This is a genomic window from Falsibacillus albus (assembly GCF_003668575.1).
Classification (GTDB): Bacteria; Bacillota; Bacilli; order Bacillales; family DSM-25281; genus Falsibacillus; species Falsibacillus albus.
Map to the genome: position 1 here is coordinate 69,682 of NZ_RCVZ01000004.1, position 25,735 is coordinate 95,416.

The 25,735-nt window shown below is 41.8% G+C and carries 19 protein-coding genes; 16 read left to right on the top strand and 3 right to left on the bottom strand.

The genetic code is table 11. The features are described 5' to 3' along the window. Positions 1-113 precede the first annotated feature (113 nt). The 6 genes from D9X91_RS07495 (at position 114) to D9X91_RS07520 (ending at position 5,564) form a co-directional block, all read left to right on the top strand. Entirely contained in the window at positions 114-368 is a 255-nt protein-coding gene (locus D9X91_RS07495) for a phage holin family protein (RefSeq protein ID WP_121679982.1), read from the top strand. A 102-nt stretch (positions 369-470) separates the two neighbouring features. Beyond that, a complete protein-coding gene (locus D9X91_RS07500; protein WP_121679983.1) occupies positions 471-1,355 on the top strand; it encodes a proline iminopeptidase-family hydrolase in 885 nt (294 codons plus the stop codon). A 467-nt stretch (positions 1,356-1,822) separates the two neighbouring features. Beyond that, positions 1,823-2,905 carry a glutamate 5-kinase gene (gene proB / locus D9X91_RS07505; protein WP_121680188.1) on the top strand — a complete coding sequence of 361 codons (1,083 nt, stop codon included), beginning with the start codon at positions 1,823-1,825 and terminating at the stop codon, positions 2,903-2,905. Between the two features lie 17 nt (positions 2,906-2,922). Further along, positions 2,923-4,170, top strand: coding sequence for a glutamate-5-semialdehyde dehydrogenase (locus D9X91_RS07510; RefSeq protein WP_121679984.1), 1,248 nt, complete (start codon positions 2,923-2,925; stop codon positions 4,168-4,170). Between the two features lie 101 nt (positions 4,171-4,271). Next, positions 4,272-4,556, top strand: coding sequence for a DUF3219 family protein (locus D9X91_RS07515; protein ID WP_121679985.1), 285 nt, complete (start codon positions 4,272-4,274; stop codon positions 4,554-4,556). 3 nt (positions 4,557-4,559) lie between these two features. Further along, entirely contained in the window at positions 4,560-5,564 is a 1,005-nt protein-coding gene (locus tag D9X91_RS07520; RefSeq protein ID WP_121679986.1) for an LLM class flavin-dependent oxidoreductase, read from the top strand. Between the two features lie 215 nt (positions 5,565-5,779). On the opposite strand, the gene D9X91_RS07525 is transcribed toward D9X91_RS07520, so the two are convergent. Together D9X91_RS07525 and D9X91_RS07530 are read right to left on the bottom strand one after the other, a co-directional pair. Then, positions 5,780-7,828: a molybdopterin oxidoreductase family protein gene (locus tag D9X91_RS07525; protein WP_121679987.1), complete on the bottom strand. Its 2,049-nt coding sequence runs from the start codon at positions 7,826-7,828 to the stop codon at positions 5,780-5,782. A 165-nt stretch (positions 7,829-7,993) separates the two neighbouring features. Continuing rightward, the gene (locus D9X91_RS07530; protein ID WP_121679988.1) at positions 7,994-8,389 is read right to left on the bottom strand and encodes a secondary thiamine-phosphate synthase enzyme YjbQ; all 396 of its coding nucleotides are present in this window, start codon (positions 8,387-8,389) and stop codon (positions 7,994-7,996) included. Positions 8,390-8,643: 254 nt separating this feature from the next. On the opposite strand from D9X91_RS07530, the gene D9X91_RS22835 reads away from it, so the two are divergent. Continuing rightward, on the top strand, positions 8,644-8,871 hold the full coding sequence (locus D9X91_RS22835) for a hypothetical protein (RefSeq protein ID WP_233569729.1): 228 nt from the start codon (positions 8,644-8,646) through the stop codon (positions 8,869-8,871). A gap of 476 nt (positions 8,872-9,347) precedes the next feature. On the opposite strand, the gene D9X91_RS07540 is transcribed toward D9X91_RS22835, so the two are convergent. After that, positions 9,348-9,839: a DinB family protein gene (locus D9X91_RS07540; RefSeq protein ID WP_233569730.1), complete on the bottom strand. Its 492-nt coding sequence runs from the start codon at positions 9,837-9,839 to the stop codon at positions 9,348-9,350. A 181-nt stretch (positions 9,840-10,020) separates the two neighbouring features. On the opposite strand from D9X91_RS07540, the gene D9X91_RS07545 reads away from it, so the two are divergent. The 9 genes from D9X91_RS07545 to D9X91_RS07585 all read left to right on the top strand — a co-directional run bounded on the left by D9X91_RS07545 (position 10,021) and on the right by D9X91_RS07585 (position 25,696). After that, entirely contained in the window at positions 10,021-10,689 is a 669-nt protein-coding gene (locus tag D9X91_RS07545) for an O-methyltransferase (RefSeq protein WP_233569731.1), read from the top strand. Between the two features lie 215 nt (positions 10,690-10,904). Further along, entirely contained in the window at positions 10,905-14,009 is a 3,105-nt protein-coding gene (locus D9X91_RS07550; RefSeq protein WP_233569750.1) for a GNAT family N-acetyltransferase, read from the top strand. A gap of 23 nt (positions 14,010-14,032) precedes the next feature. Further along, entirely contained in the window at positions 14,033-14,887 is an 855-nt protein-coding gene (locus D9X91_RS07555; protein ID WP_121679990.1) for an amidohydrolase family protein, read from the top strand. A 246-nt stretch (positions 14,888-15,133) separates the two neighbouring features. Further along, the gene (locus tag D9X91_RS07560) at positions 15,134-16,753 is read left to right on the top strand and encodes a GGDEF domain-containing response regulator (protein ID WP_233569732.1); all 1,620 of its coding nucleotides are present in this window, start codon (positions 15,134-15,136) and stop codon (positions 16,751-16,753) included. A gap of 1 nt (position 16,754) precedes the next feature. After that, entirely contained in the window at positions 16,755-17,795 is a 1,041-nt protein-coding gene (locus tag D9X91_RS07565; protein WP_121679991.1) for a HEAT repeat domain-containing protein, read from the top strand. Next, a complete protein-coding gene (locus tag D9X91_RS07570; protein WP_121679992.1) occupies positions 17,795-19,207 on the top strand; it encodes a glycosyltransferase family 2 protein in 1,413 nt (470 codons plus the stop codon). Before D9X91_RS07565 ends, D9X91_RS07570 begins: the two co-directional genes overlap by 1 nt. Continuing rightward, on the top strand, positions 19,204-22,470 hold the full coding sequence (locus D9X91_RS07575; RefSeq protein ID WP_121679993.1) for a type 1 periplasmic-binding domain-containing protein: 3,267 nt from the start codon (positions 19,204-19,206) through the stop codon (positions 22,468-22,470). The genes D9X91_RS07570 and D9X91_RS07575 overlap by 4 nt, the downstream gene beginning before the upstream one ends. After that, a complete protein-coding gene (locus tag D9X91_RS07580) occupies positions 22,467-22,829 on the top strand; it encodes a response regulator (protein ID WP_121679994.1) in 363 nt (120 codons plus the stop codon). The genes D9X91_RS07575 and D9X91_RS07580 overlap by 4 nt, the downstream gene beginning before the upstream one ends. Next, positions 22,826-25,696 (top strand): ATP-binding protein, encoded by a 2,871-nt coding sequence (locus D9X91_RS07585; RefSeq protein ID WP_121679995.1) that lies wholly within the window; start codon positions 22,826-22,828, stop codon positions 25,694-25,696. Before D9X91_RS07580 ends, D9X91_RS07585 begins: the two co-directional genes overlap by 4 nt. Positions 25,697-25,735 lie beyond the last annotated feature (39 nt).

Below are 25,735 nucleotides of genomic sequence, written 5' to 3' on the forward strand. Positions count from 1 at the left end.
CAGCAAACAGGATTAGGGTGAAAAAAATGTTGGAATTTACTAGTCTTGTCTTGCAACGTGATTCATATAGTTGTACTAGGACATTCTTATACAACTAGAAGGGAAGTGTAGCTATGCCGCAATTCACGAATTACATCGTCAATCAAGCACTAATCCTTATTCCTGTCTTATGGATCATCGGCAAAATTGTCAAGAAAACACCGAAAATCAAGGACTGGGTCATTCCCTATATCCTCCTGATAACAGGGGTCGTATTGGCAGGTTTCATTATGGGATTCAGTGTTCAATCATTCATACAAGGAGTGCTCGTCGCAGGTGCCTCGGTTTTTGGACATCAAATCGTCAAACAGACAATCGAAAAACAATGATGATGTAGGAAAGCATTACCGTCTGCCTTTGTCCGGCATTCTTTCCAAGGTCTCCTTTTTAAGCGATAATAAAAGGAGGTTTTTTCTATGAGGAGGAAGAGTATGCCGGTAAAAGAAGGTTTCATCGAAGTAACAGGCGGCCGCGTATGGTATCAGTCATATGATGGCCCAATAAATCAAACACCCGTCATCATATTGCACGGTGGTCCGGGTTCATCCTGCTATACGCTGCAAGTCCTGAAGGTGCTTGCAAAGGACCGCCCTGTCATCTTATACGACCAATTGGGGTGTGGAAGGTCGGATCGCCCTAAAGATGAGTCATTGTGGAACATCGACCGGTTTGTGATAGAGCTGAGGCAGATCATCTCGGCGCTTTCCTTGGATGAAGTATATATTCTTGGCCATTCATGGGGGACGACCTTGGCGGCTGCATACTTATTGAGCCATCCAAAGGGAGTGAAGAGCGTCATCTTTTCAAGTCCATGCTTGAGTGCACCACTTTGGGCAGAGGATCAGGAGCAGAACCGTGCTCAGCTTCCAGATGAGATTCAACGCGTCCTGGCTGACTGCGAAAGAAACGGGACTACTGATTCAACGGAATATAAAAACGCCACTGCTGAGTTCAATAAACGGTTTGTCTGCCGGCTGGATCCTTGGCCGGAATTATTAAAGGAAGCATCGTCCTACAAGAATCCCGAAGTCTACAACCTCATGTGGGGGCCTTCTGAATTTCATGTTACTGGAAATCTGAGAGATTTCGACTATACAGGTGAATTAAAGGATATTAAAATTCCTGCATTATTTACATGCGGCAGGTTTGATGAAGCAACACCAAAATCGACTGAATATTTCAGCAAGCTTACTCCAAATGGGAAATTCCATGTGTTTGAAAAAAGTGCACATATGCCATACCTTGAAGAACCGGAGGCTTATGCAAAGGTGATCGGAGAATTTTTGGCGCATGTAGATACGGATGGAAATGATTAATAATTCATATTGACTTTTTTATGCAGAATCGTCATAATATTAAAAAAATAAATGATCGTCAATGAGGGAATAGTAAGCAGAACTTGTCGTGAAAGAGAGCGAAATATATCAGCTGAAAGATTTCGCCGCGGAAAAGCCGCCGAACCTGCCTTCAGAGTCCTACTTAAATAGGCGCATCCCTGGCGTTAATAGGTAAAGCGGGATGTTTATTGACCTGACATCCAATTTAGGTGGTACCGCGGAAGCAAGCCCTTTCGTCCTGATTCATAGGACGAGAAGGCTTTTTTTTATATTTGGATTGTCCATTCAATTTTTTATCTTTAAAAGGCCACATCAGCGAGAAAAGAGCCGGAATCCAATATTTCAACGCGCTAAACATCTATTTACGCGTTAAAATCAGCAGTAAGATTGTAACAACAATTTTTACGAAAACAGCCTTATATTTTCATGAATGGGAGAAGAGTGGAATGGGGAAAATGCGAATTGTCGTTAAAATTGGAAGCAGTTCATTAACGAATGATCAGGGGGAGATCGATCAAGAGAAACTGACAGATCATGTATTGGCGCTTGCGTCCCTGAAAGGTGAGGGACATGATGTTCTGCTTGTTTCTTCTGGAGCGGTGGCAGCCGGTTTTAAACGGCTGGGGTATCCTTCCAGGCCGGTCACCTTGAAAGGGAAACAAGCAGCAGCTGCAGTCGGACAGGGACTGCTCATGCAATGCTATCATGAAAAATTCAATGAACATCACATCACTCCTGCGCAAATTTTATTGACAAGAAGTGATTTTTCAAACAGAAACCGATATAAAAATGCCTATGCAACCATGAATGAGTTATTGGATCGAAATATGCTGCCCGTCATCAATGAGAATGACTCCGTTGCAGTCGAGGAGCTGACCTTCGGGGATAATGATTTGCTTTCTGCACTTGTGAGCGGCCTCATTCATGCCGATATGCTGATCATCTTGACGGATATCAATGGGCTATATGATGCTGATCCCCGCAGCGATCCAAAAGCTTCACGCATAAATGAACTTGTGGCGATTTCAGAAGAGATGATGAAAGCGGCAGAAGGTGCAGGTACTAAGGTGGGAACAGGTGGAATGAAATCCAAGCTAAATGCTGCAAACATGGCGTTATCCTTAGGAATTCCGGTTTTCATCGGGAAAGGAGAAGGAAGCAGCAAGCTGACAGAAATTTTAGTCGGCAGTGGGGATGGGACTTATATTGGAAGAAAAGGTTTATCCACCATCAGCACTCATCGTCAGTGGATAGCTTTCCATTCAGAAGTTTCGGGTGAAATCCACATCGATCAAGGTGCAAAACAAGCACTGCTTTATAATGGGAAAAGTCTGTTGTCGGCAGGTGTCTCTTCTGTAGAGGGAATCTTCCAGCCAGGCGACGTCGTTGAAGTGTTCTGCGACGATGGCTTATTGGGAAAAGGGGAAGTTTCCTGTTCTTCCATGGAACTATCGAAAGCAATGAACAGTCTTCAACAACATAAAAATTCCACACTCGTCATCCATCGTAATAAATGGATAAAATTTTAGAAAAGGGGAGTTCATCGATGAATGAGGTTGAATTGAAAGGAAAAGCGGCAAAAGAAGCCAGCTATACAATGATGAATGCATCAACCCAGCAAAAAAATGAGGCACTTGAATTGATCGTGCGACAAATAATCGAAGATCAGAATGATATCCTGTTGGAAAATGAAAAAGATCTCTTAAAAGGAAAAGAAAAAGGTTTTAATGATTCCGTTTTAGACCGAATAATGCTGAATGAAAAACGGATTCTTGATATGTCGAATGCTATTCATCTTCTAACCGGACTACATGATCCATTAGGAGAGACTCTTGAAACCATTCAAAAAGAGAACGGATTAAGGATTAAGAAAAAAAGAGTACCCATCGGTGTGATCGGCATGATTTATGAAGCACGGCCAAACGTGACGGTGGATGCGGCGACTTTATCTTTGAAAACAGGAAATGCTGTCATTTTAAGGGGGAGCTCCTCCGCGAGCCACACCAACATTGCACTCATTCACAGCATTCATCGTGCACTCAAGAAAAGCTCCATTCCTGTTCATACGGTCCAGCTAATTGAAGACACAAGCAGGGAAACAGCGAAACAGCTTTTTCATCTCAAAGAGTACTTGGATGTTTTGATTCCGCGGGGAGGGAAAAATTTGATCGATACGGTCGTAAAGGAAGCAACAGTTCCTGTCATCGAAACCGGTGCAGGCAATTGCCACCTTTTCATCGATGAATCCGCACAGTGGGAAATGGCACGAAAAATTCTTATCAACGGCAAGACCCAGCGTCCATCGGTCTGCAATGCATTGGAATCAGTATTAATTCAGGAAAAGTGGATGAGAAAAAATGGAAGCAGGCTATTGCATGAACTGACTCAATCGGGGGTTAAAATATTTGGGGATAATAATGTATGCGAAACTTCTAAAGAGGCGATTCCTGCCACAGAAGAGGATTGGTCAACGGAGTACTTGGGCCTTGCAGTCAGTGTCAAAGTGGTCAAGGATGTGGAGGAAGCCATTCACCATATCAATCAGTATGGAACAAGACATTCAGAGGCAATCATCACAGAAAAAGATGAAAATGCGGATCTTTTTTTGACCAAAGTGGATGCAGCCGCGGTATACCATAATGCTTCTACCAGATTTACAGACGGATTTGAATATGGATATGGTGCCGAAATTGGAATAAGCACCCAAAAACTGCATGCAAGGGGACCTATGGGACTGACTGCACTCACGTCCAGTAAATATTTCATTTATGGGCAAGGGCAGATCCGAAATTAATCAACATCCTATTTACTTGTTTACTTGCCGAACAGCTTGTTTGCTCTTTGCATTTGCTCAGTGCTATGATTCTCATACAAATAATGAAGGGGACGATAAAAGTGGTTAAAGAAATCCTGCTGAATGAAAAGCGCATTGCAATTAAGGAATACGAAGAAAAACTAGTGAATGGTCTGAATGCCATTAACATCGTATTTGATGTAAGCAGCGATGATTATCATGACGTTGCCATCCTTCTTTATGAAGGCTATTTTCAAGTTGATGTCCCGCAAAACGGCCTTTCTTTTAATGGAACGATTCAACAATACTATACATCTGTTACGAATTTGTATGAAGAAAATCAAGTCGGCGAGTTCACTCTTTCCCTGCTTGAAGTAAAGGAATAGAAAATGAAGCTGAGTATTTTAGATCAAGCACCGGTTTCTTCAAATCAAACGGCTCATGATGCTTTGGTAGAAGCGATGAAACTGGCGCAGGCAGGTGAAAAATTAGGATACAGACGCTACTGGATTGCAGAGCATCACGACTTGGAGGGACTGGCATGCTCTGCACCAGAAGTGATGCTTGGTTATATCGGGGCACATACTCACCAGATCCGAATCGGAGCTGGTGCCGTTTTATTACCTTATTACAAGCCTTATAAAGTTGCTGAACAATATAATATGCTGGCAACTTTGTTTCCAGGTCGCATCGATGTGGGGATTGGCAGGGCACCAGGGGGATCGGCAGAAGCGACAAATGCCTTATCGGAAACTTTTTTAAAGAGTGTTTGGAACATGCCTAATGCAGTGGATGAGCTTGTAAGCTTCCTTCACGATGTGGGTATTTCTGCAAATGAACATGTAAAACTGTCGGCATCTCCCGTCCCAAATATTCCTGCAGTTCCTTGGCTTTTGGGTACAAGCAAAAAAAGTGCACAACTTGCAGCGGAAAAAGGCTTGGCTTATGCTTTTGGACACTTCATGAGCGATCAGGACGGACCCGCGATTGTCCAGAAATATCGGGAATCCTTTGAACCTCAACAGCAAGGTGATGGACCCAAGGTGGTCGCAACTGTCAGCGCCATCTGTGCCGAAACGACTGAACAAGCAGAGGACTTGGCATTAAGTTCACTCATTTGGGGGATTCAAAAAGGAAACGGACTTTCACCAAGGGGAGTACCATCCATCCAAGAAGCGAAGCTTTACGAACTAAATGAAAAGGAGCAAGAAGAACTCCTCAAAAGGAAAGAGAAAATGGTGATCGGCAATCCAAGCGAGATTAAGATGAAGCTTGAAGAGATCGAATCCATGTACCATGCGGATGAAATCATGATTGTGACAATCACCCATTTACCGGCTGACAAAATCCGTTCATATGAACTTATTGCGAACGCACTGATTCATAATGAATGATCTTGGAAAGGCACTTGGGATTTAAGCAAAAAAATAAGCTAATAGTTTAACTGTAAGCCAAAAGCCAGTTTGATGTTGAAAAAGTTGTGGATCATTCTGAAACGGAACCATATACCGACAATTGAATCTCCTGACCATTCTTTCAATCAATCTTTGCTTAAAAAAATACACCAATTTGAAAAAAGAGCTTGGAATCGCTCCAAGCTCTTTCTGCCTCACAAAGTTAGTTTTTCAACATTTACTCTTCCAGAAAAGAAGGTTGCACCGCCTCCCATATCTGCGATACGGTCCGGTGTCAATGCATTGACCAATTGTTTTGTCCCCGGAGCATCAGCCCAAAGTCCTTGGGAGACGACAACACCTTGCAGCACATTTTCACCAATGTTTGCCTTCAACACACATTCTCCACGTTCATTCCATATGCGGACCATTTCTCCGTCTTCAATGCCTGCATTCATCGCATCTTTTTGATTCATATGGAGTTTCGGGTGCTTTTTTTCCAATTCGACATGCTTATCGTTGTTGGAGAAGGTTGAATTTAAAAAATTATGATTTGGAGCAGGCACGAATAAGTATGGAAAATCACCATCATCGACCAGTGGGATATAAGTTGGAAGTGCGGGATAACCATCGTCCTCCATTTTCTTGGAACAAAGCTCTATTTTTCCGCTTGGAGTAGGCAGTTCTCCTGGAAAGAGCGGCTGCCGCTCGGCTTTGGCATATTGTTGGGCCGCTAATTTTTCAAAGTCAATCATCCTCATGGAGTCATTGCCGGGATTGTTAAGTGCCCCAGAAATCATTTCGGATTCCTTTTCACTGAAGACAGAATCTTCATATCCCATTGCCTCCGCAAGCAACCGAAAAACATCCACGTTCGATTTTGATTCCCCATATGCATCAATGACGGGCTGTTGGAGATGGATGTAGTGATGCCAATAAGATGTATAAAAATCCGTGTTTTCAAATGATGAAGTAGCCGGCAGGACGATATCTGCATATTTTGCTGTTTCTGTTAGGAACAAATCATGGACGACCACAAATAAGTCTTCGCGCTCCATCCCCCTTTGGATTTTATTACTTTCGGGTGCCACAACGACCGGGTTCGATCCATACACATACAAGGATTTAACGGGAGGTACAGACGTTAGCAGCGCCTCGCCAAGCAGGTTCATATTGATGACTCTTGTTCGTTTATATTTGAGCAGGTCCGGCCTCTGAAGGTATTCGCTGTTGAAAGCAAGAAAGCCGGAGTTTCCTTTTATGGCCCCGCCACCTTTATTCATCCATTGTCCAGTCAGAGCGGGAAGGCAGGAAATGGTCCTGATGCACATCCCACCGTTGTCGTGATGCTGGGGACCATTCCCGATCCGGATAAAGGTAGGGGAGGTTGTTCCATACAAACGGGAAAGTTCATAAATATCTTTTACCGGTACACCAGTAATTTGAGATACTGTGTCGGGGTCATACTGCTTGACGTGTTCACGCAGTTCCTCATGCCCGACTGTAAAATTCTCAAGGAATCTCTGATTGACCATGTTTTCCGCAAATAAGATATGCATGATGCCGAGGGCAAGTGCAGCATCTGTACCGGGTAATATCGGGATGAACCAATCAGCCATGCGTCCGGTTTGATTTTTGTGAACATCGATGACCACGATCTTTGCACCATTTTTTCTTGCTTTCTGTGCAAGCGTGACTTGATGCATATTCGTACTAACTGCATTGATTCCCCAAAAAAGAATCAACTTGGAATCGACCGTTTCCTCTGGATCCATTCCGAAGCTTCCGCCCATCGTATATTTATAGCCGACAGACCCGGCAGAATTACAGATGGTGCGATCTAAAAGGGATGCTCCCATGCGATGAAAGAATCGCCGGTCCATGCCCTCTGCACTTAAATTCCCCATATTGCCATAAAAACTATAAGGGAGTATACTTTCAGGGCCATTTTCATCGATGGTTTCCTTCCATTTTTTAGTAATGACCTTGATCGCTTCATCCCAGCTGATTCGTTCGAACGAACCTTCTCCTTTTGCTCCCGTCCTCTTCAATGGATATTTCAATCTTTTCTCATCATAGATGCGGTATGTCATATTACGGACCTTGTTGCAGATGCTGCCCTTTGTCACGGGATGATTGGGATCTCCTTCCACTTTGACGATTCTTCCATTTTCCTTATGAAGAAGCAATCCGCATTGATCGGGACAGTCAAGCGAACAAACGGAAGGGAAAACCCCATTCTTACGATCTAAAAAAGTGGTCATCTTAATTCTCCTTTAATTCATAGTTTGATATATCCGAAGTGAATGATGTACATATCATAAAATAGTTTGAAAAGTGTTGCAATGGGGAGAGGGGTAATTAGGGATGGGAGGAACGGACACTCTGTATAAAAAGAAGTATGCCCGTTCAATTGAGTGCTTTTTTGTTCAGAGAATCTTCACATAATAATTACGCGTCCGTGGACCATCAAATTCGCAGAAATAGATGCCTTGCCAAGTTCCCAGCAGCAGTCTCCCATCCGATATGATGATTTGCTGGGAGGATCCAACGGTGCTTGCTTTCATATGGGCAGCCGTATTTCCTTCCATATGCCGATCCAGCTCATGTTCCCATGGGTATATCTCGTCAAATCGGCGGATCATATCTCTTTTAACATCCGGGTCTGCGTTCTCGTTGATTGTGATACCTGCCGTTGTGTGTGGGCAATAAACCATGACTGCCCCGTCCTGTACACCGCTTTGTGAAACGATTCCCTGGACTTGATCGGTCACATCAATCATTTGATCGCGGCCGTTTGTGCGTAACGTCAATTTGTTTACCATGAGGAGGGCTCCCTTCTTTTATGTCTATAAAGAATCCTATCAATCATTTTATCAATACATAAATATTCAATCCATCACGTTAAACATATGGTAGAATTATGTAATAAAAAAGGAATGTTCTTAATCTTGTAGAGTGTCAACCAATGGAAAGAGGAAGGTATGCGATACTTGAAAAAGAAAGCAGTTCTATTATATCCACAATACAGCGAGTATGGGCTATCCGTTATCCATTTTAATGCAAGGTGGTAAGCCTATTGATTGGGATAGATAAATCCCCTGTTAGAGGTGAAGCAGGACTGGAAGCCATTATAGATGCAACATTGGGTGAAGTTGACTTGAACGAAATTGAAAGTCTCCTTCTGCCGTGGTGTATGGATATCTTTAAAATAAATAAGGAAAATCTCTACATAAATTTCATTCGAAAATTATCGGTTCTACATGAGATAAAGATTGCCAGTATTGCAAGTTCACCTTTTTATTGACTAATGCGGGTGTCTTTCAAAAAGAAAATTATGCAGATGAATTGGTTGTCAAGGACGGACGAATCATTACGGCCAGAGGGAGAGGTTTTATCCGCTTTGGTATTTGCTTTGAAAAGGCCATCAATCTTGAGTTCGACGAAAATTGGTATAAAGAATAGATGAAAGAGAATGGTTTTTAGTCAAAATAATCCGAACAATAATTCAAATTCTTTTTTTGGGAATTCCAATTTGTTCGGTTTTTTATAGGTTTTGTTAAAGCGTGTTTGTTGTTTTCAGCTTGTTCTAGCTGTTGATTGGAGTGGAAGATGGAGCCTCCGGCGGGATGAGCGGGACAGGTGAGATCCCGCAGCGAAGCGAGGGGGCCCCGCGGAAGTCTTGCACAGAAATCAACAGCGGTGTAATAACAGATCCTTAAAACATGGATTATACTGATATTGTTCGTCATTTAAGTGATGTGGATTAGTTATGTCCCATCCTCATTTTCCTTCAAGAAACTGAATAATTTGATTCTGGTGATGGCGGTCGTGGTCGATGAATTCTTTTATAATATAGATAAGGGAATATGGTTCACCAGTATGAGGGCAAGATGCCACCCCATTGGCATTGGTATGGCGGGTAAGAACCTCGACAGGCATATTCAACAGCTCTTTTGTCAGCAAGTCCCTCTTTTGAATGGTTTCCTTAATCAGTGACGTTTGAGATATTCCTGATTGAGCGTAATCAGACGCCATTTGATTGAATTCATTAAAATCGGGGAACGTCATGGCCATACCATCTTTGACTGCCGGAATAATTTCGGATAGCAGATAATTGTCCCAATTCATAATATGGGCGATGATTTCACTTGTAGTCCACTTTCCCTCTGAAATTGGAACACTCCATAGCTCTTTTTCAACTTTATTCAAATTAATCACCCAGCTTGTAAAGTTCTGAAACTCCTGAATGATCATCAGCGACTTCTTATCCATAGTACAACTCCTTTTTTCTAGATTATAACAGAAAATAGCCCGACAAGGAACATGTGTTCTACTTTTGTTTTAAAAAATTAGTATTAATTTTCCTTATTTTAAACAACCGGAAATGTTTGAATTTTGATACAATTCAGTTTGGGAGTATTGTTAAATTAATAAGGAAGGGAGTGTGTTTTCGGTGAAGGATAAAAATAAATGGAATCAGGTAGATGAATATTTCAGTTCCATGCTCCATGCAAACGATGAAGTGATGGAGGAGGTTTTAAAAGAGAATGCAGCTGCAAGCCTCCCACCGATCGATGTATCTCCTTTGCAAGGGAAGTTTCTGCACTTGCTGGCAAGATTGAAAGGGGCAAAAAAAATCCTTGAAATCGGGACGCTTGGTGGATACAGCACGATCTGGCTTGCTCGTGCCCTCCCGTCTGACGGCCGTCTTATTACGCTTGAGTATGAAAAAAAGCATGCGGACATTGCCAGACAGAACCTGAAAAGGGCTGGAGTGGAATCCAAAGTTGAGATCATGGTTGGACCTGCCATCGATTCCCTCCCGAAGCTGAAAGAAAAAGGGGAGATTGACTTCGATTTTGTCTTCATCGATGCCGATAAAGTAAACAACGCCAATTATCTTGCATGGGCATTGAAGGTCTGCCGCTCAGGGGCTGTCATCATAGGGGATAATGTGGTTCGCAATGGAAACGTAATCGATACAGCTACTTCAGATGAGAGTGTTCTTGGTTCACGCGAGTTCATTGATTTGCTTTCAAAAGAGGAAAGAATCGATTCAACTGCGATTCAAACAGTAGGGAGCAAAGGGTATGACGGATTTGTAATGGGAATTGTAAAGTGATTATTAAAAAAGCTGACAGGGTGCCCTGTTCAGCTTTTTATATAGGTAGTGTTTGTTGTCGAAACCAATCATTGGGAGAACAGAATTAATGAGGATAAATTTCATAAGAAAGTAGGATTTCCTTTCCGTTATCCCGAATATGGAATAAACACCCAATTTTTGAATGTGGATTTGGGTGAGGATTTGCGCAAATGGGGGTAGGGAAATTGAAGCAAATGATCAAGCAATATGAAATAGTAGAGTATCATCCCAAGTACGCGGCCGCTGTTGCCGAGATGTGGAACAACAGTCAGGACGGCTGGGGAGGCGGAAATACAATCCAGACAGAAGAGCAGGTATTAAAGCAAGAGGCGAATTCAACGAATCTGCATCTTTTTTTGGCGTTGGACGGTGAGAAGGTCGTCGGGTACTGCAGCTTAGGTGAATATCGGGAGGATGAGGGCGCCCTTTATATTCCACTGCTTAATGTACGTGGGGACTACCACGGGAAAAAGGTCGGGAAACTGCTTGTTTTGAAAGCGTTGGAACGTGCAATAGAAATGAAATGGCCGCGGCTCGATCTATATACATGGCCAGGCAACACGAAAGCAGTGCCGCTTTATAAAAAGTGCGGCTTTTTTTGGGAAGAGCGCGAAGATACAACCCATTTGATGAATTTCATGCCAAGCGTGCTCCATACAGAAGCTGTTAAGGAATTTTTTCAAGATGTAGACTGGTATTCTGCAAGTACAAGATTGATAGAGGTGAGCCCTGACGGAAAGAAGGAAAATGGATTTGATTACTACGAGTATTCCTGGAGCGACAATGGCCGCTGCTTGAAAATGGAGTTTGAGAGATCCGGAAGGGGTATTCGTGCAATCGAGACTGACGACTATAGGATCTCAGCCTCCATCGAACAATTTAAGCTCGTCTTTGGGTCAGAATATCAAATCCGGTATCACATCAAGAATAAGAGCGGACGTCCACTCGAAATTTCTTTTCTGGGGGAACATCATAAAAACATCCGATTCAACTTCGAAAGAGCCATTACTGTCAAGGATGATATCACCATTGATGCACCATTTTATCTAGATAAGATCGATGAGGACCAAAATTTATGGCGAACACATCCAACAGTCAATACAAAAGTGATGATAAATGGAAAGGCTGCTTTCTTCAAAATTGGGCTTATGCCGAAATTCCCAGCCAATATTGCTTGCAAGACAATTGAAAACCTTACATATTTGGGCAATAAGGGAACCATCTATGTTGATTTGGAAAATAATTTTGAAGAAGAAATTGAGTATTCATTTGTCATGCCTGAGAGTGAACTCATCGTCCTTGATGAACGAAAGTACTTCTTTAAGCTTGGACCAAAGTCAAAGTGTTCGATTCCTATCCGCTATACGTTAAAAAGGCATGGGTATTATTCGCATGAAGTGGAGATCACTGCAAAGAAATCAGATCAAACTTTGCTTGTTTTTTCGAAAAAAATCGGATTCGCCTTTAAAGGTATCGGCGCTAGGTTCGCAGGAGAAAATGAACATCGATATGAAGTATTTAATGGGCAATTTCAGATGTGGCTGGACAAATTTGATAATTGGCTGATACCTGGGAAGGAAGAAACGAAAGATCAAGCATCCATGTTCATGTATCCGAAGCTTGGCAAGCCGTTTTCCGAAGAATTTTCGAAAATACGGGCAGAACGAGTCCAATTCATGGAAGAAGGGAGCTGGATCGGCTTTCGAGCTACGTTTCAATCGAAGGCATTTCCTGACATAAAACTCCATAAGGTCGCCAAATTGTATAGTGAAGGTTTGGTCGAGCACCATTATGAAATCGAAAATACAAGTGAACATGAAACAGCGGAGGAAATCTGGCTGACGAATCCGATTTATCAGAATCTCGAGCGGGCAGTCATCCCATATGAGAATGACATGATCGAGATGAAGGATACGATAGGTTCTTTTCATGAGTATTGGAAAGGTGATTCTATTACGGAAAATTGGATTTTCTCCAGGATATCCGATGATTCCCCGAGAGGAATTTGCTGGTCACCGGCAGAGAACGTTCACTTCAGCAATTGGTATATATACTTTGAACATCGGATTGGAAGGATGGAGGCGAACGAAACTGTCGCCACAAACCCCGTCTATCTATCATTCGGGGCATTCCATGATTGGCATTCCTTCAGGGAGTTCGCCATGCAGCAAAGGCTCGAAAAAGAACCTCTCACTGAACATTTAGCGTTTAAACTGAATGGGGGCAATCCATTCATTGTGGGAGAAACAGTCGCAGCATCCGTAAAAGAGTATAAAGCTTCTTATCTAAATGGATCTATGAATATATCAGCTTGCGGGAAAGAACTGCTGCAAGAGAAGGTCTCCAAAGATGATCATATGAAAACGAAAGACTTACTCGTGGATGTGAGCTGTTCGGATCCAGTCGGGGTGATGTCGGCAAATATTAAGTATGATTCCGTTGAAACGGAAGCAAGATCCCTTTTCATCAAAAAAGGAAGTGCACCGATTAACTTCAAAACGGGAATGATGGAAGGGATCGAAACTTTCGTCTGTTCGAATGGACCGATAGAAATCACTGCTGCTCCAACATTTTATCCTAATCTTTTCTCATTGAAGGCGAATGGAAAGGAATGGTTGGATACATCCTTCCCTAGAGCAAAGTCAAAATCTTGGTGGAATCCATGGCCAGGAGGGATAGGCAGCGCATTGAGAGATATCAGTCCCAATTCCATCCTCAAAGAAAACGCTTATGCTGAGCGTGCGAAATTATTCGATTCAAAGGGGAATGAATGGGAAGGGTTGAAGCTTATCGTAAAGCTTAAGGAACATGAAAAGTACAGCGGGGTCGAATTTCATCAATACTTCCTCCTGCTTCCTGGTGTCCCGATCCTTTGCCATACGGCACAAATCATAAACCATTCGGGCCAACTCATCGATATGAAAAAATGGGGGACGAATTGTTTCCTTCTTTCTGGCGATGAAATGTATGAGCGCTGGGGTAATTTTCAAGGCATCGGCGGGGAATGGCAGAAGCTCCACGGCGGGAAAGGTGAGCAGGAAATGAGAGTCGGCCGCAGTGCACATTTCGGAACCACTGAACATACGGACATCCTTCAGGTCATTACCGATTTACAGGAAACAAAACTTGGATCATACATTAACAAAGAAGTTATGTTGATTGCCGGCACGACAAAATTAAATATCGAGAATAGGCATCATTCTTTCGCTTCCCCAATATTTTTCTTGATTAATGATGAAGTGATTGAGGATGATGCATTATCCAGTTTAAAGGCCATTCATTTCAATGAACTGCATTAATTTCAGCTGTAAAGGAGAATTACATGAAGATCATAGACGCCCATATGCACTTTTCAAATATTGAGAGCTTTAAAGAAACAGCAAAAAATCAGTCCATGCTTGATTACTCCTATGAGGGGATCATGAAAGAATACGAGGAATCGGATGTGGCTCTTGGCATCGGAATGGGGTTGACGGAAAAAGAAAACGCCGGATTTCCCGATCCTTTATCGCCAACCCCCATGGGACTGGATCTTGATGAAAGGATCCCTGACTCGGTCGTCTATTGTGCAGGAGTCAATCCTCACCATCTTGAAGCCCCTGATTTGGAGGCGCTAGAAAAAACACTGAATGATCCCAAAGTGGTCGGAATGAAAATCTACCTGGGCTATTATCGATTTTATGCCTATGATGAGATTTATCAACCTGTATATGAACTGGCTGCAAAATATTCGATGCCGGTCGTTTTTCATACTGGCGATACGTATTCGGAGCGGGGCCTTTTGAAATACTCCCATCCTTTAACGTTGGATGAAGTGGCTGTCCAGCATCGCAATGTGAACTTTGTTATGGCGCATTTCGGCGATCCATGGACGCTGGATGGAGCGGAAGTTGTATATAAAAACCGCAATATGTTTGCGGACCTATCCGGTTTGGTGGTCGGGAATGCAGAGGATATAAAGCGATACCATTCCTCACCTCGCTTTTTCAATCACCTGAAGCATGCGTTGACTTTTACGGATAATTATAAGAAATTTCTATTTGGCACCGACTGGCCCCTTGTTCCGGTTCAGCCGTATATTGAATTCGTGAAAGATATCATTCCTGAGGAATATCATGAAGATGTGTTTTATCATACTGCAGTAAAGGTTTTTCCTAAAATTAAAAGGTTTTTGTAAGAGAGAATGTCCCTGTCATATGACAGGGGTTTCTTTTATTTTTATGATAAGAAAGTCCAGTTTTTGGTGAAAGACACATTCTCAATATGAAATTTTCATAGTGTTATGATATGTTTTTCATATTAAAACATTGGAAAAAAACTATATCTTTTCCAAATCATTTAATAAGTATATAATTCTTCGAATGGAATACAAACAATTAACCCTTTTCACAAACGAGTGCCAACATAAAATGAGGTGTCATAAATGAATATGAGCAAATATAAAAATTTACTTTATGAAAAAATCAAAAGCCAATTATTGAACTGGTTTGAGTCAGAACCAGATAGGGACATCCCTAATGAGGAGGTTTACCGTTTTTTACACTCGATCAAAGGTACGTCAGGAACGATCGGAATGGTCGGTCTGCATCAAACAGCGGATAGATTGTTGGAAAAATCCAATGAGGATTCAGATAAATTGTGGAAACCTTCTGACCTAAGGGATTTTTTGTATGAATTGGTGAGGCTGAGTTATGAATACGAAAATTTTCAAACAGTCCTTGATTGTTCATCTATAAATAGAAAAGGTGATGTTCCATTGATCCAAGTGATCGATGATGATATCTCGATGGTAGTACTACTGAAGGATGCATTGGAAGAACAAGGGTGGATGGTGCTTGCCAATACAAACCCCACCATCGCCATTAATCAATATTATGATCTGCATCCAGACTGTTTGATAATTGATGTGAATCTTCCGATGAAAAATGGATTTCAGCTGTTGGAAGAAATACAGGGAAATCATCATAAACGCTTCATTCCTAAAATTATGATGAGCATCCAAAATGATCGTGAAACACGTATTGCTGCTTATAAATCAGGTGCGGATGATTTTCTTTCCAAACCGATCGACCTGGAAGAATTCATCGTACGTGTCGAAAGGCATCTCGAACGAAAGAAAATATTTGATCAATCGGTTCTGATTGATGAGCTCACACAAGTTTACAATAGAAGGCATCTTGCTTCAGTATTGGAAAGTTCACTTGATGAATTGAAACGGCAAGGTGGATATTTTTCCGTCGCGATCATTGATCTCGATCACTTTAAACAGGTCAATGATACTTATGGCCATTTGATGGGAGATCACGTTCTAGTGCATTTTGCACAATTCCTCAAGGAACGAGTCAGAAGTACTGATCATGTATTCCGATATGGAGGCGAAGAATTCGTTGTATTGTTTCCGGGGACTACAGGGGAAGAAACGAAGGCTATATTGGAAAGGATTTTGGCTGAATTTTCAAAAACCATAATATCAAAAAGCGAGATTGAGATCACGGCAACCTTTTCTGCAGGGGGTTATATGGTTTCGAACCATGAAACCTCAGCGAATACGATTATAGAATCAGCCGATCTTGCATTGTACAAGGCAAAAGAAAATGGCAGGGCCAGAGTCGAAATGGCATGCTCCCATGAAGTGATCGTGAATAAGAAACCCCTTTTCATTTCTGTCATCGATGATGATATCATCATTCGGACAATGCTCATGAAAATACTCCAGTCGATGGACATTGAAGGCGTCTCCTTCGATCTTGCCGCCTATGAGGATGGTTCTAAATTTTTTGATTCAGAAAGACATATTCAAATCGGACAGCATTTCCTCATATTAGATGGAATCATGCCTGTCATGGATGGAACAGAAGTACTTCAAAAAGTGAAATTGCTGCCAAATGCTAACCAATTTCAAGTACTCATGCTAACAGGAAGAAAAAATGAAAAAGACATTGCCAGGGCATTGAAGCTTGGAGCGGATGACTATGTTACAAAGCCCTTCAGTATGACAGAACTGCAGGCAAGAATACATCGATTGATTAAGAGGATGGTTTAATATGCTGCAAAGTGGAATTTTCGCAGTTGTCATGGCTGCAGTTGTGATTTTAGCCATTTTATCTGTTCTTCTTCTATATTTAATCATCCGAAAATATATGGAAAATAAAACCATGCGAAAAATAGAAATTGAAAAAGATAGAATGAATCCACTCCTCTACACTTATATTTCTGAAGGGAACATCACCAGGGAATTATCGACTGAATCTTTGGTGAAAAAGCGGGCGATTGAAAATCTATTAAGAAAGTATTCAGAAATCCTTGTTGATGTGCAAGCCAAACTGCGGATAGAGGAAATGGCTCAATGCCACCTTTCCACATATTACGTTAAAGAATTGAATAGCCGGCAATGGAGTAAGCGGATGAATGCCTTATACCATATTGAGGATTTCAAATTAACATCACTCCAACAACCGGTCATGCATTGTTTACAAAAAAACAATGCAGCAAAAGAAGAAAAATTTGTTTGCCTCCGAATTTTAGCAGCATTCCAGATGAATGGTATCCACGATATGCTGACGAATGAATATACGAATCTATCTGACTTTGAATATCGCAGCATTTTAATGAAACTGAACGAAAATCATTTTGAATTTTTTATTGCAGGTTTCCATCGAATGGACGCCAACCTCCAGTACGCTGTCTTGGAAGTGATGGGCGTGAAAAAAGAAATTAATTATGTTCCTTTTCTCGAATCCGTCTTTCAGGCGAATAAAGGTGAGCTTCGATTAAGGGCTTTAAAGGCGTTGGCGTCGATTGGATACGTCAAGGATCCAGATAAATACTCATTTTTGTCTAGGTCGGAGTCCTGGCAAGAAAGAATGATGGCGGCGAAACTCTTTGGGGTCGTCAAGGAAGAGTCTTTCTTAACAGCCTTGAAAGACTTATTGCATGATCGGTCCTGGTATGTAAGGTCGCAGGCAGGCCAAGCAATGACTCTTATCCCAAAAGGATATCAGCTGCTGCATCAAATTCTTGAAAACTCGGAGGATCCTTTTGCCCGTGACATGGCGTGGGAATGGATCAATAAAGGAGAATCATAATGCTTGAACATCTATGGTCAAATACAGTGCTTTTCTTCGGATGGTTCATTGCTGTTTATATGGTCATTGTCATCTGCTTCTACTCGACAATTTTATTCATTTCGGTCATCCAACTCAGGCGTGAATACAAGCTGGACCGTGAACAAAGCTATGAAGAATATACAAATGAGATGTTTACGAGACCGGTCTCGATCCTTGTCCCTGCCTATAATGAAGAAGCAGGAATCATTCAAAGCGTGCGCTCATTGCTAAGCATCAATTATCCTTCTTTTGAGATCATCGTCATCAATGATGGATCGAAGGATAATACCTCACAGAAAATGATTGATCAATATGAGATGGCTGAGGTGCAAAAGGTTGTTCGAAAACAGATTGAAGCCAATCCAATAAAAAGGATCTATCAGTCTAAAACGCTGCCAAATTTATTTTTGATCGAGAAGGAAAATGGAGGTAAGGCGGATGCCTTGAATGTTGGATTGAATTTCTCCCACTTTCCTTATGTATGTTCACTGGATGGTGATTCAGTGTTGGAAAGGGATGCTTTCCTGAAAGTGATGAAACCAATCATGGACTCATCGGAAGAGGTCATTGCATCTGGAGGCAGCATCAGGATCGCGAACGGGTGCGACATCCAAAACGGAAATATGAAGCAAATAAAATTAGCCAGTAGTCCATTGGTGATCATGCAGATCATTGAATACTTGCGTGCATTTTTAATGGGCCGAATCGGGTTGAGCCGGCATAATCTGCTCTTGATCGTTTCCGGAGCATTTGGTGTTTTCTCCAAACATTGGGTAGTGGAAGCAGGAGGCTATAAGAAAGATACGGTCGGGGAGGATATGGAGCTGGTCGTCAGGCTGCATAGGCTGATCAAGGAAAAAGGAGCAGTGAAAAAAATTGTCTATGTCCCTGATCCCGTTTGCTGGACAGAAGTTCCAGAGGATACAAAATTCTTGAGAAGACAAAGAAGAAGATGGCACCGGGGGTTATTCGAGAGTTTGTGGACCCACAGGAAAATGATGTTCAATCCAAAATACGGTCTGGTAGGATTCATTTCCTTCCCATACTTTTGGATTGTTGAATTCTTTGGGCCAATCATTGAATTAATGGGCTACCTATATGTGATTCTTGCTTTTTTCCTCGGGGGCATCTACTTGGAGTTTGCAATTCTCATATTTTTATTGTCCTGTCTCTACGGATCATTGTTTTCTATGGCAGCCGTCCTACTGGAGGAATGGAGCCTTCGAAAATACCCAAAAGTCAACGATATCATCAAATTATTTTTATACTCGGTCACTGAAACGTTTTGGTATCGTCCTTTGACAGTTTTATGGCGCTGTGAAGGAATTTGGCAAATGATCATTGGAGAAAAGAGCTGGGGAGAAATGCAAAGAAAAGGTGTTTCACAATGAAGACGACATTTACATCATCACCGTGGAAGGTCATCGCGTTTGTTGTGCTGATCATCATCGTTTTGACAAGTCCATTCTGGCTATGGGAATTAAAATCAAGCAAAGAACTGAATGTACTGATTTTGGACAAAACAGTCCCGGATAAGAGTTTTCGCGAACATAAAGGTCTTGTTTGGCTGCTGAATAATCAAAAATATAAGAAAAGCGATCAAACTACATACGATGATCATGCCGATTATGATGGGGTTGTTCCTGTTGAAGGGAATAATTTCAAAATAAAGCCGCTTCCAAAGGACTTGGATAAATATGCTGTCTATTATCTGACAGATCAATATGGCGTTTATGAAAAGGATCTTAATGGAACAAATCCAACAGGGGAACGTTCGAAAACCTTATATGGCGGATTATCAATGGATGATCTAGACAAGATTGAACACTCCCTTATCAAAAATAAAGGAAAGACCTTGATTGCGGAATTCAACACGTTTGCCAGTCCAACCGAAAATGACGTTAAAGAAAAAGTATCGAATCTTTTAAATTTAGATTGGGATGGCTGGATCGGGAGGTATTTCTCTGATTTATCGAGTAAAGAGGTTCCTGTTTGGATCAAAAAAGACTACGAATCCAAAAATGGGAAGTGGAATTATAAAGGAAAAGGAATCGTATTAGTCAATCAAAATGATTTTGTCGTTGTCTTGGATCAAAGCGAATTAAAGGGCAGCGGAGCGGATTTTTTATTGACGGACAATGGGAAGAAAGCTTTCGGGCACCATTTTAATGGAACGTATCAATATTGGTTTGATATTGTCCATGCCCGCAATCAACAAGAGGTACTCGCAAATTATCACCTATCTGTCACAAAAGATGCTCAGAAAAAGTTGAAAGGTTTTGGAATCCCGACAACCTTTCCAGCTGTGGTCCACCAGCGGAATGCAAAATACACATCTTACTATTTTGCAGGAGACTATGCGGATGAACCGGAAGTGCCAGATATTTATCAAACGGTCGGACTCACAAGGTTAAAAGAATATTTCGGGGCAAAAGGATCATTTTATTGGAAGGTTTATGTCCCGATGATGAAGCAAATATTAAGCAGCGGAATCAACGACCCGGTCAAACCAGAATCAGTGGAAACTTCGGAGCAGGATGGCGTTAAGCTGAATAGTAAAACAAACTCGTCCTATCTTCAAATTTTGAAAAACGGGAAATGGGAAAACTTCCTAGTCAAAGGGGTAAACATGGGAATTGCAAAGCCTGGTGCTTTTCCAGGGGAAACGGCTATTTCAAAAGATGAATATTTGCGCTGGTTTAAAGAAATCGGTGAAATGAATGCCAATACGATCCGCGTCTACACGCTTCATCCACCAGCGTTTTATGAAGCTTTTTATGAATACAATCAAACTGCAAAGAAACCATTGTATCTCATCCATGGAGCGTGGGTAAATGAGGAGAGCCTGGTAAGGACACAGGATGCTTACAGCAAGGACGTAACGGAAGATTTCAGAAGAGAATTGAAGGATATGGTGGATATCATCCACGGGAAAGCAAGCATCCCTGCCAATCCGGGGCATGCATCAGGTGAATATAAGTACGATATTTCCCGCTATGTTCTCGGGTATATGCTTGGGATTGAGTGGGATCCTGAGGCGGTCGAACATACAAATGACAAATACAAAGGTAAACCTCAGTTCTCAGGCCATTACTTTCATACAGATGATGCATCCCCATTTGAAATGTGGCTGGCAGAAAATATGGAATACACGATGTCATATGAATCTGAAACCTATCATTGGCAGCATTCGATGAGCTTTACGAACTGGCCGACGACAGATCTTCTTCACCATCCTGCAGAGCCTTCTAAAGATGAAGACTTGGTTTCAGTGGATCCAAATCATATAAAGTCTTCCAACGGCTTTCATGCAGGCTTATTTGCTTCTTATCATATTTATCCGTATTATCCCGACTTTCTTAATTACGAAAAGGATTATACCGATTATGTCGATAAAGATGGGAAGAAAAATAATTATGCCGGATATTTGCATGATTTGATTTCAAAACATCAAATGCCGGTCCTCGTTGCAGAGTTTGGCGTCCCCGCATCCCGTGGGATGACCCATCGCAATGCTTCCGGCATGAATCAAGGATTCCATTCGGAAAAGGAGCAAGGTGAAATCGATAAACGCCTCTTCGAAAATATTGTAGATGAGGGATATGCAGGTGGGCTTGTCTTTACATGGCAGGATGAGTGGTTTAAGCGAACGTGGAATACGATGGAGTATGACGACCCGAACCGCAGGCCGTTCTGGAGCAACATGCAGACGAATGAGCAGCATTTTGGCCTTCTAGGATTCGAACCTGGAAAATTGGACGATGCGATCTATGTGGATGGCAACGACGGGGATTGGGAGAAGAAGGGAACCGATCCAATTTATCAATCGAAGAAAAAGGATTCTTCCCTTAAAAAGATGTACGTCTCTTCCGATGATGCGTATTTATATTTGCGGGTTGACTACAGCAGGAAGCTGAATCTGCAGCAAGATCATACGTATGTACTTTTGGACACCATACAAAATCAAGGACAAAAGGCGATTCCGATTGAAGGAGGCAAAAAGATTAACACGGATTTCGGCATCGATTTCCTCGTAGAGATTAATGGGAAAAAGAATACACGGGTGTTTGTCGACAGCTATTATGATCCTTTTGAATACCAATACGGGCATCTTTTACACATGATTCCCCCGATGCCGACAGCTTCACAGAAAAACAATGGGGTGTTCAATCCGATCCGCTATGCACTCAATAAACCATTTACGATCCCGTCGACAGGAAAATCATATGGGTTCCAATCATATGAAACAGGAAAACTATTGTTTGGCACAGCCAATCCAGACGATAAAAATTTTAATTCTTTGACCGATATAAGTGTCAGTGATGATAAAAAATCCATTGAACTGCGGATTCCTTGGATGCTGTTGAACATGAAAGATCCAAGCCAGAAAGAAATATTGGGTGATCTTTGGAAAAGTGGACTCGAAGGCAAAGATGTAATCAATGGAATCAAATTGGCTGTAGTAGAAACAAATGGCGGTTCTGTTTCATCAGAGTTCCCACAGCAAAAGAATGACCTTATAAGCGGAGCAGATGCATCTGTCTATACATGGAATAATTGGGAAGAGCCTCAATATCATGAGAGGTTGAAGCAATCCTATGAAATTTTACAAGATGCATATAAACAAACTGACCTCAAGGAGGATGCAAATTGAAGAAGATTCTATTGGCCGAAGATGAAGAAGTATTGAGAATGCTGGTTGTCGATACGTTGGAGGATGAAGATTTCGATGTGGACGAAGCTGCTGACGGAGAGGAAGCCCTTCAGCTCTTCGAGACAAAAGATTACGATCTGTTGATCTTGGATTATATGATGCCTGTTTGTTCCGGCTTGGAAGTCATCCGGGAAGTCAGGAGCCGTGAAAGAAATAACAAAGTGAAAATCCTGATGCTTTCGGCCAAAAGCCAGCAATATGAACAGGACCGCGTCATCGAAGAAGGAGCGGATTATTTTATCGCCAAGCCGTTCAGTCCTCTTCAGCTGTTGAATAAGGTAGAGGAGATCCTCGGATGAATTTCAATCAATATGTCAGAAAGAGTTTATCAAGGCAATTCATTGTCTTGATGAGCCTCTTCATCCTATTATTCATACTGGGCACGGCCATCCTTTCTTTGACTGAGAAATATTTATATACTTCCTATACCAATGAGCGGGCCATTCTTGTAAAAAAAGTAAATCTGGCAAGACAGATCGATCAAACATTCACTTCCGCCATGTTTGATATTCGCGGATACTTTGCCTTTCATAATTCATCATTAAAAGACAGGGCGATCGATAATGAAAACGACATTGAGAAAATGAAGGAAGATTTTCAAAAGCTTTCAAGTACAAGTGAAGATAAAGAGTTTGAAAAAAATCTAGCTGATTTCCAAGGGTACTATTTTACTTCTGCTCTCCCAAAGAACATTGCCTATTTTGAAAAAGGTCAGACTGATAAAGTGATTGCATTTGCCAATAATGGCGGAACGGCCAAAATCAATGCTTTTGAAGATGATGCCAAATCTTATATCACTCTTCTAAGTGATCAGTTGAATCAAAATGTCCTTAATTTGACAAAGGAACAAACTTATCTTCAATTGGGCTTCATCCTTTATATACTGCTGATATTATTTGCTTTATTCCGAATCATCCGGATCATGGTCAGACAGGTAGGCCAGCCGCTATCACAGTTTGCCTTTGCTGCAAATGAAATCGCCAAAGGAAAAGATGCAGAGATTCAAGTTGATGAAAGCAGGCGAGATGAGTTGGGGGCATTGGCCATTGCATTTAAGCAAATGGTTGCGAGCGTCCAGGAGAAGGAACAAGATTTACTTGCACACAATGAAGAATTGCTTGCACAGCAGGATGAACTTCAGGCACAGCAGTCAGAGCTGGAATCAGCCTTGACCATTTTGCGGGATAACGAGGCGAAACTCAATAGGAGAAATGAGTTGATTCATCATGTTTCAACATCACTTAATAAAAAAGAAGTCTTGAATAGCATCGTTATCAATATGAGCAAAATCATCCAGGCGGACAGAGGTATCATTTCGATGACGAAGGAGCGTACATGTGCGTCTTTCGGAATTACTGAACAAGGGGCATCGCAATTTCAATTACATCTGGAGAGCGGAATCTTGGAGCGGCTAAATCTTACGAAGTCCCCATTCACGATCAAGCGGGAGATCACATCTGCTGAAAAGGGATATCATGATGGTACACAATACAGCTATGATCTTTACCTTCCCGTCCTATCTTCAGATGGAGAAGTCATTGCCGTCATGGTTTACAGCCGTTTCGGCGAGGAGTTTGCCAAGGAATCGATGGTTGAATATGAAGCGTTGGCAAAACAAATCGGCGTTACCCTTGATAAAATCAAGATATTTGAAATTTCAGAAGCTGATCGGAGATTAAACCAAGATATCTTGAATACCGTACAAGAGGGAATTCAGCTGATCGATGTGGATGGGGCGATTATCCAAGTGAATGAGCAGCTCTGCCGAATGTTTCCGTCCATGGCAAGCGGTATCGGACTGCCATTGCAGGAGTGGAAGAGAATCATGGGTGCTTCAACAGACGATCCTGATGCCTTTGATCAATTCATTGAAGGTGCTTTGAAAGACGAGTGCGAGCAAGGAAACACCTTCACGTATCGTGTGAAGGATTCACATCAAGTATATAAAGTGTACTGCGAGGATCTATATAATGGTGACAAGCATGCCGGTAAAATCCTTGTCCATCGAAATATTACAAAGGAATTCGAAGTTGATCAAATGAAGTCTGAATTTGTCAGTACAGTCAGCCACGAATTAAGGACACCTTTGGCAAGCATTCTGGGATTCACGGAATTAATGATGAATCGGGAACTTAAAGCTGAAAGGCAGAAGAAGTACTTGGCAACAATTTTAAGTGAAGCCAACCGATTAACGGCACTCATCAACGACTTCCTGGACGTACAAAGGATGGAAGCGGGCAAACAGACATACGAAAAGAAATATATTGAACTGAAACCGATCCTAAATAATGTGATCAATCACCAACAGGTTCATACACAACTTCACCACTTTACAATCAATTCTGACACAGACAATGATGTCATCCTTGGTGATAAATTAAAAATCGAGCAAATATTCACCAATCTGATTAATAACGCCATAAAATATTCACCGGATGGCGGGACTATCAAGGTGAATTTATACAATAAAAATGATCGGCTTTGCGTGGATATTGAGGATATGGGCTTGGGAATCCCTGAAGAGGCGCTGGATAAAATTTTCACGAAGTTTTACCGAGTCGATAACACCGACCTGAGGAGGATTGGCGGTACTGGCCTTGGGCTGGCAATCGTCCAGGAAATCGTGAAGGCGCATCTAGGCGACATAACTGTACGATCCACTTATGGTCAAGGTAGTATTTTCACAGTTTCATTCCCTTCCGTTCCTTCTGTAATTGATAACGAAGCGGGAGATGATGGCAATGACAAGAAAAAAACGAGTCCTTATAAAATCATGATCATTGAAGATGACAAAAGTTTGGCGGAATTGATTTCACAAGAGTTGTCCGATAGTGGTTTCAGGATCGAGCATCATGTAAACGGCAGGAAAGCATTAAATTCCTTGGAAAATACGATTCCAGATGCCATAGTGCTGGATATCATGCTTGCAGAAGATGAAGATGAATTAGACGGCTGGAAAATCATGAAGCATTTAAAGGAAGACCCTGAGTTAAAATATATTCCGATCATCGTTTCCACCGCTTTGGATGAAAAAGAAAAAGGGTTTCAGCTTGGGGCGAATGATTATCTGATCAAGCCATACAAATCAAGTCAGCTTTCAAAAGCGATTATGCAGACACTGTTGAAAATTGGACAAGCGGGACAAATCCTCGTTCCCAAAGAGTAAAGTTATAGATTGATAGAAATAAATGGTATAATTATGATT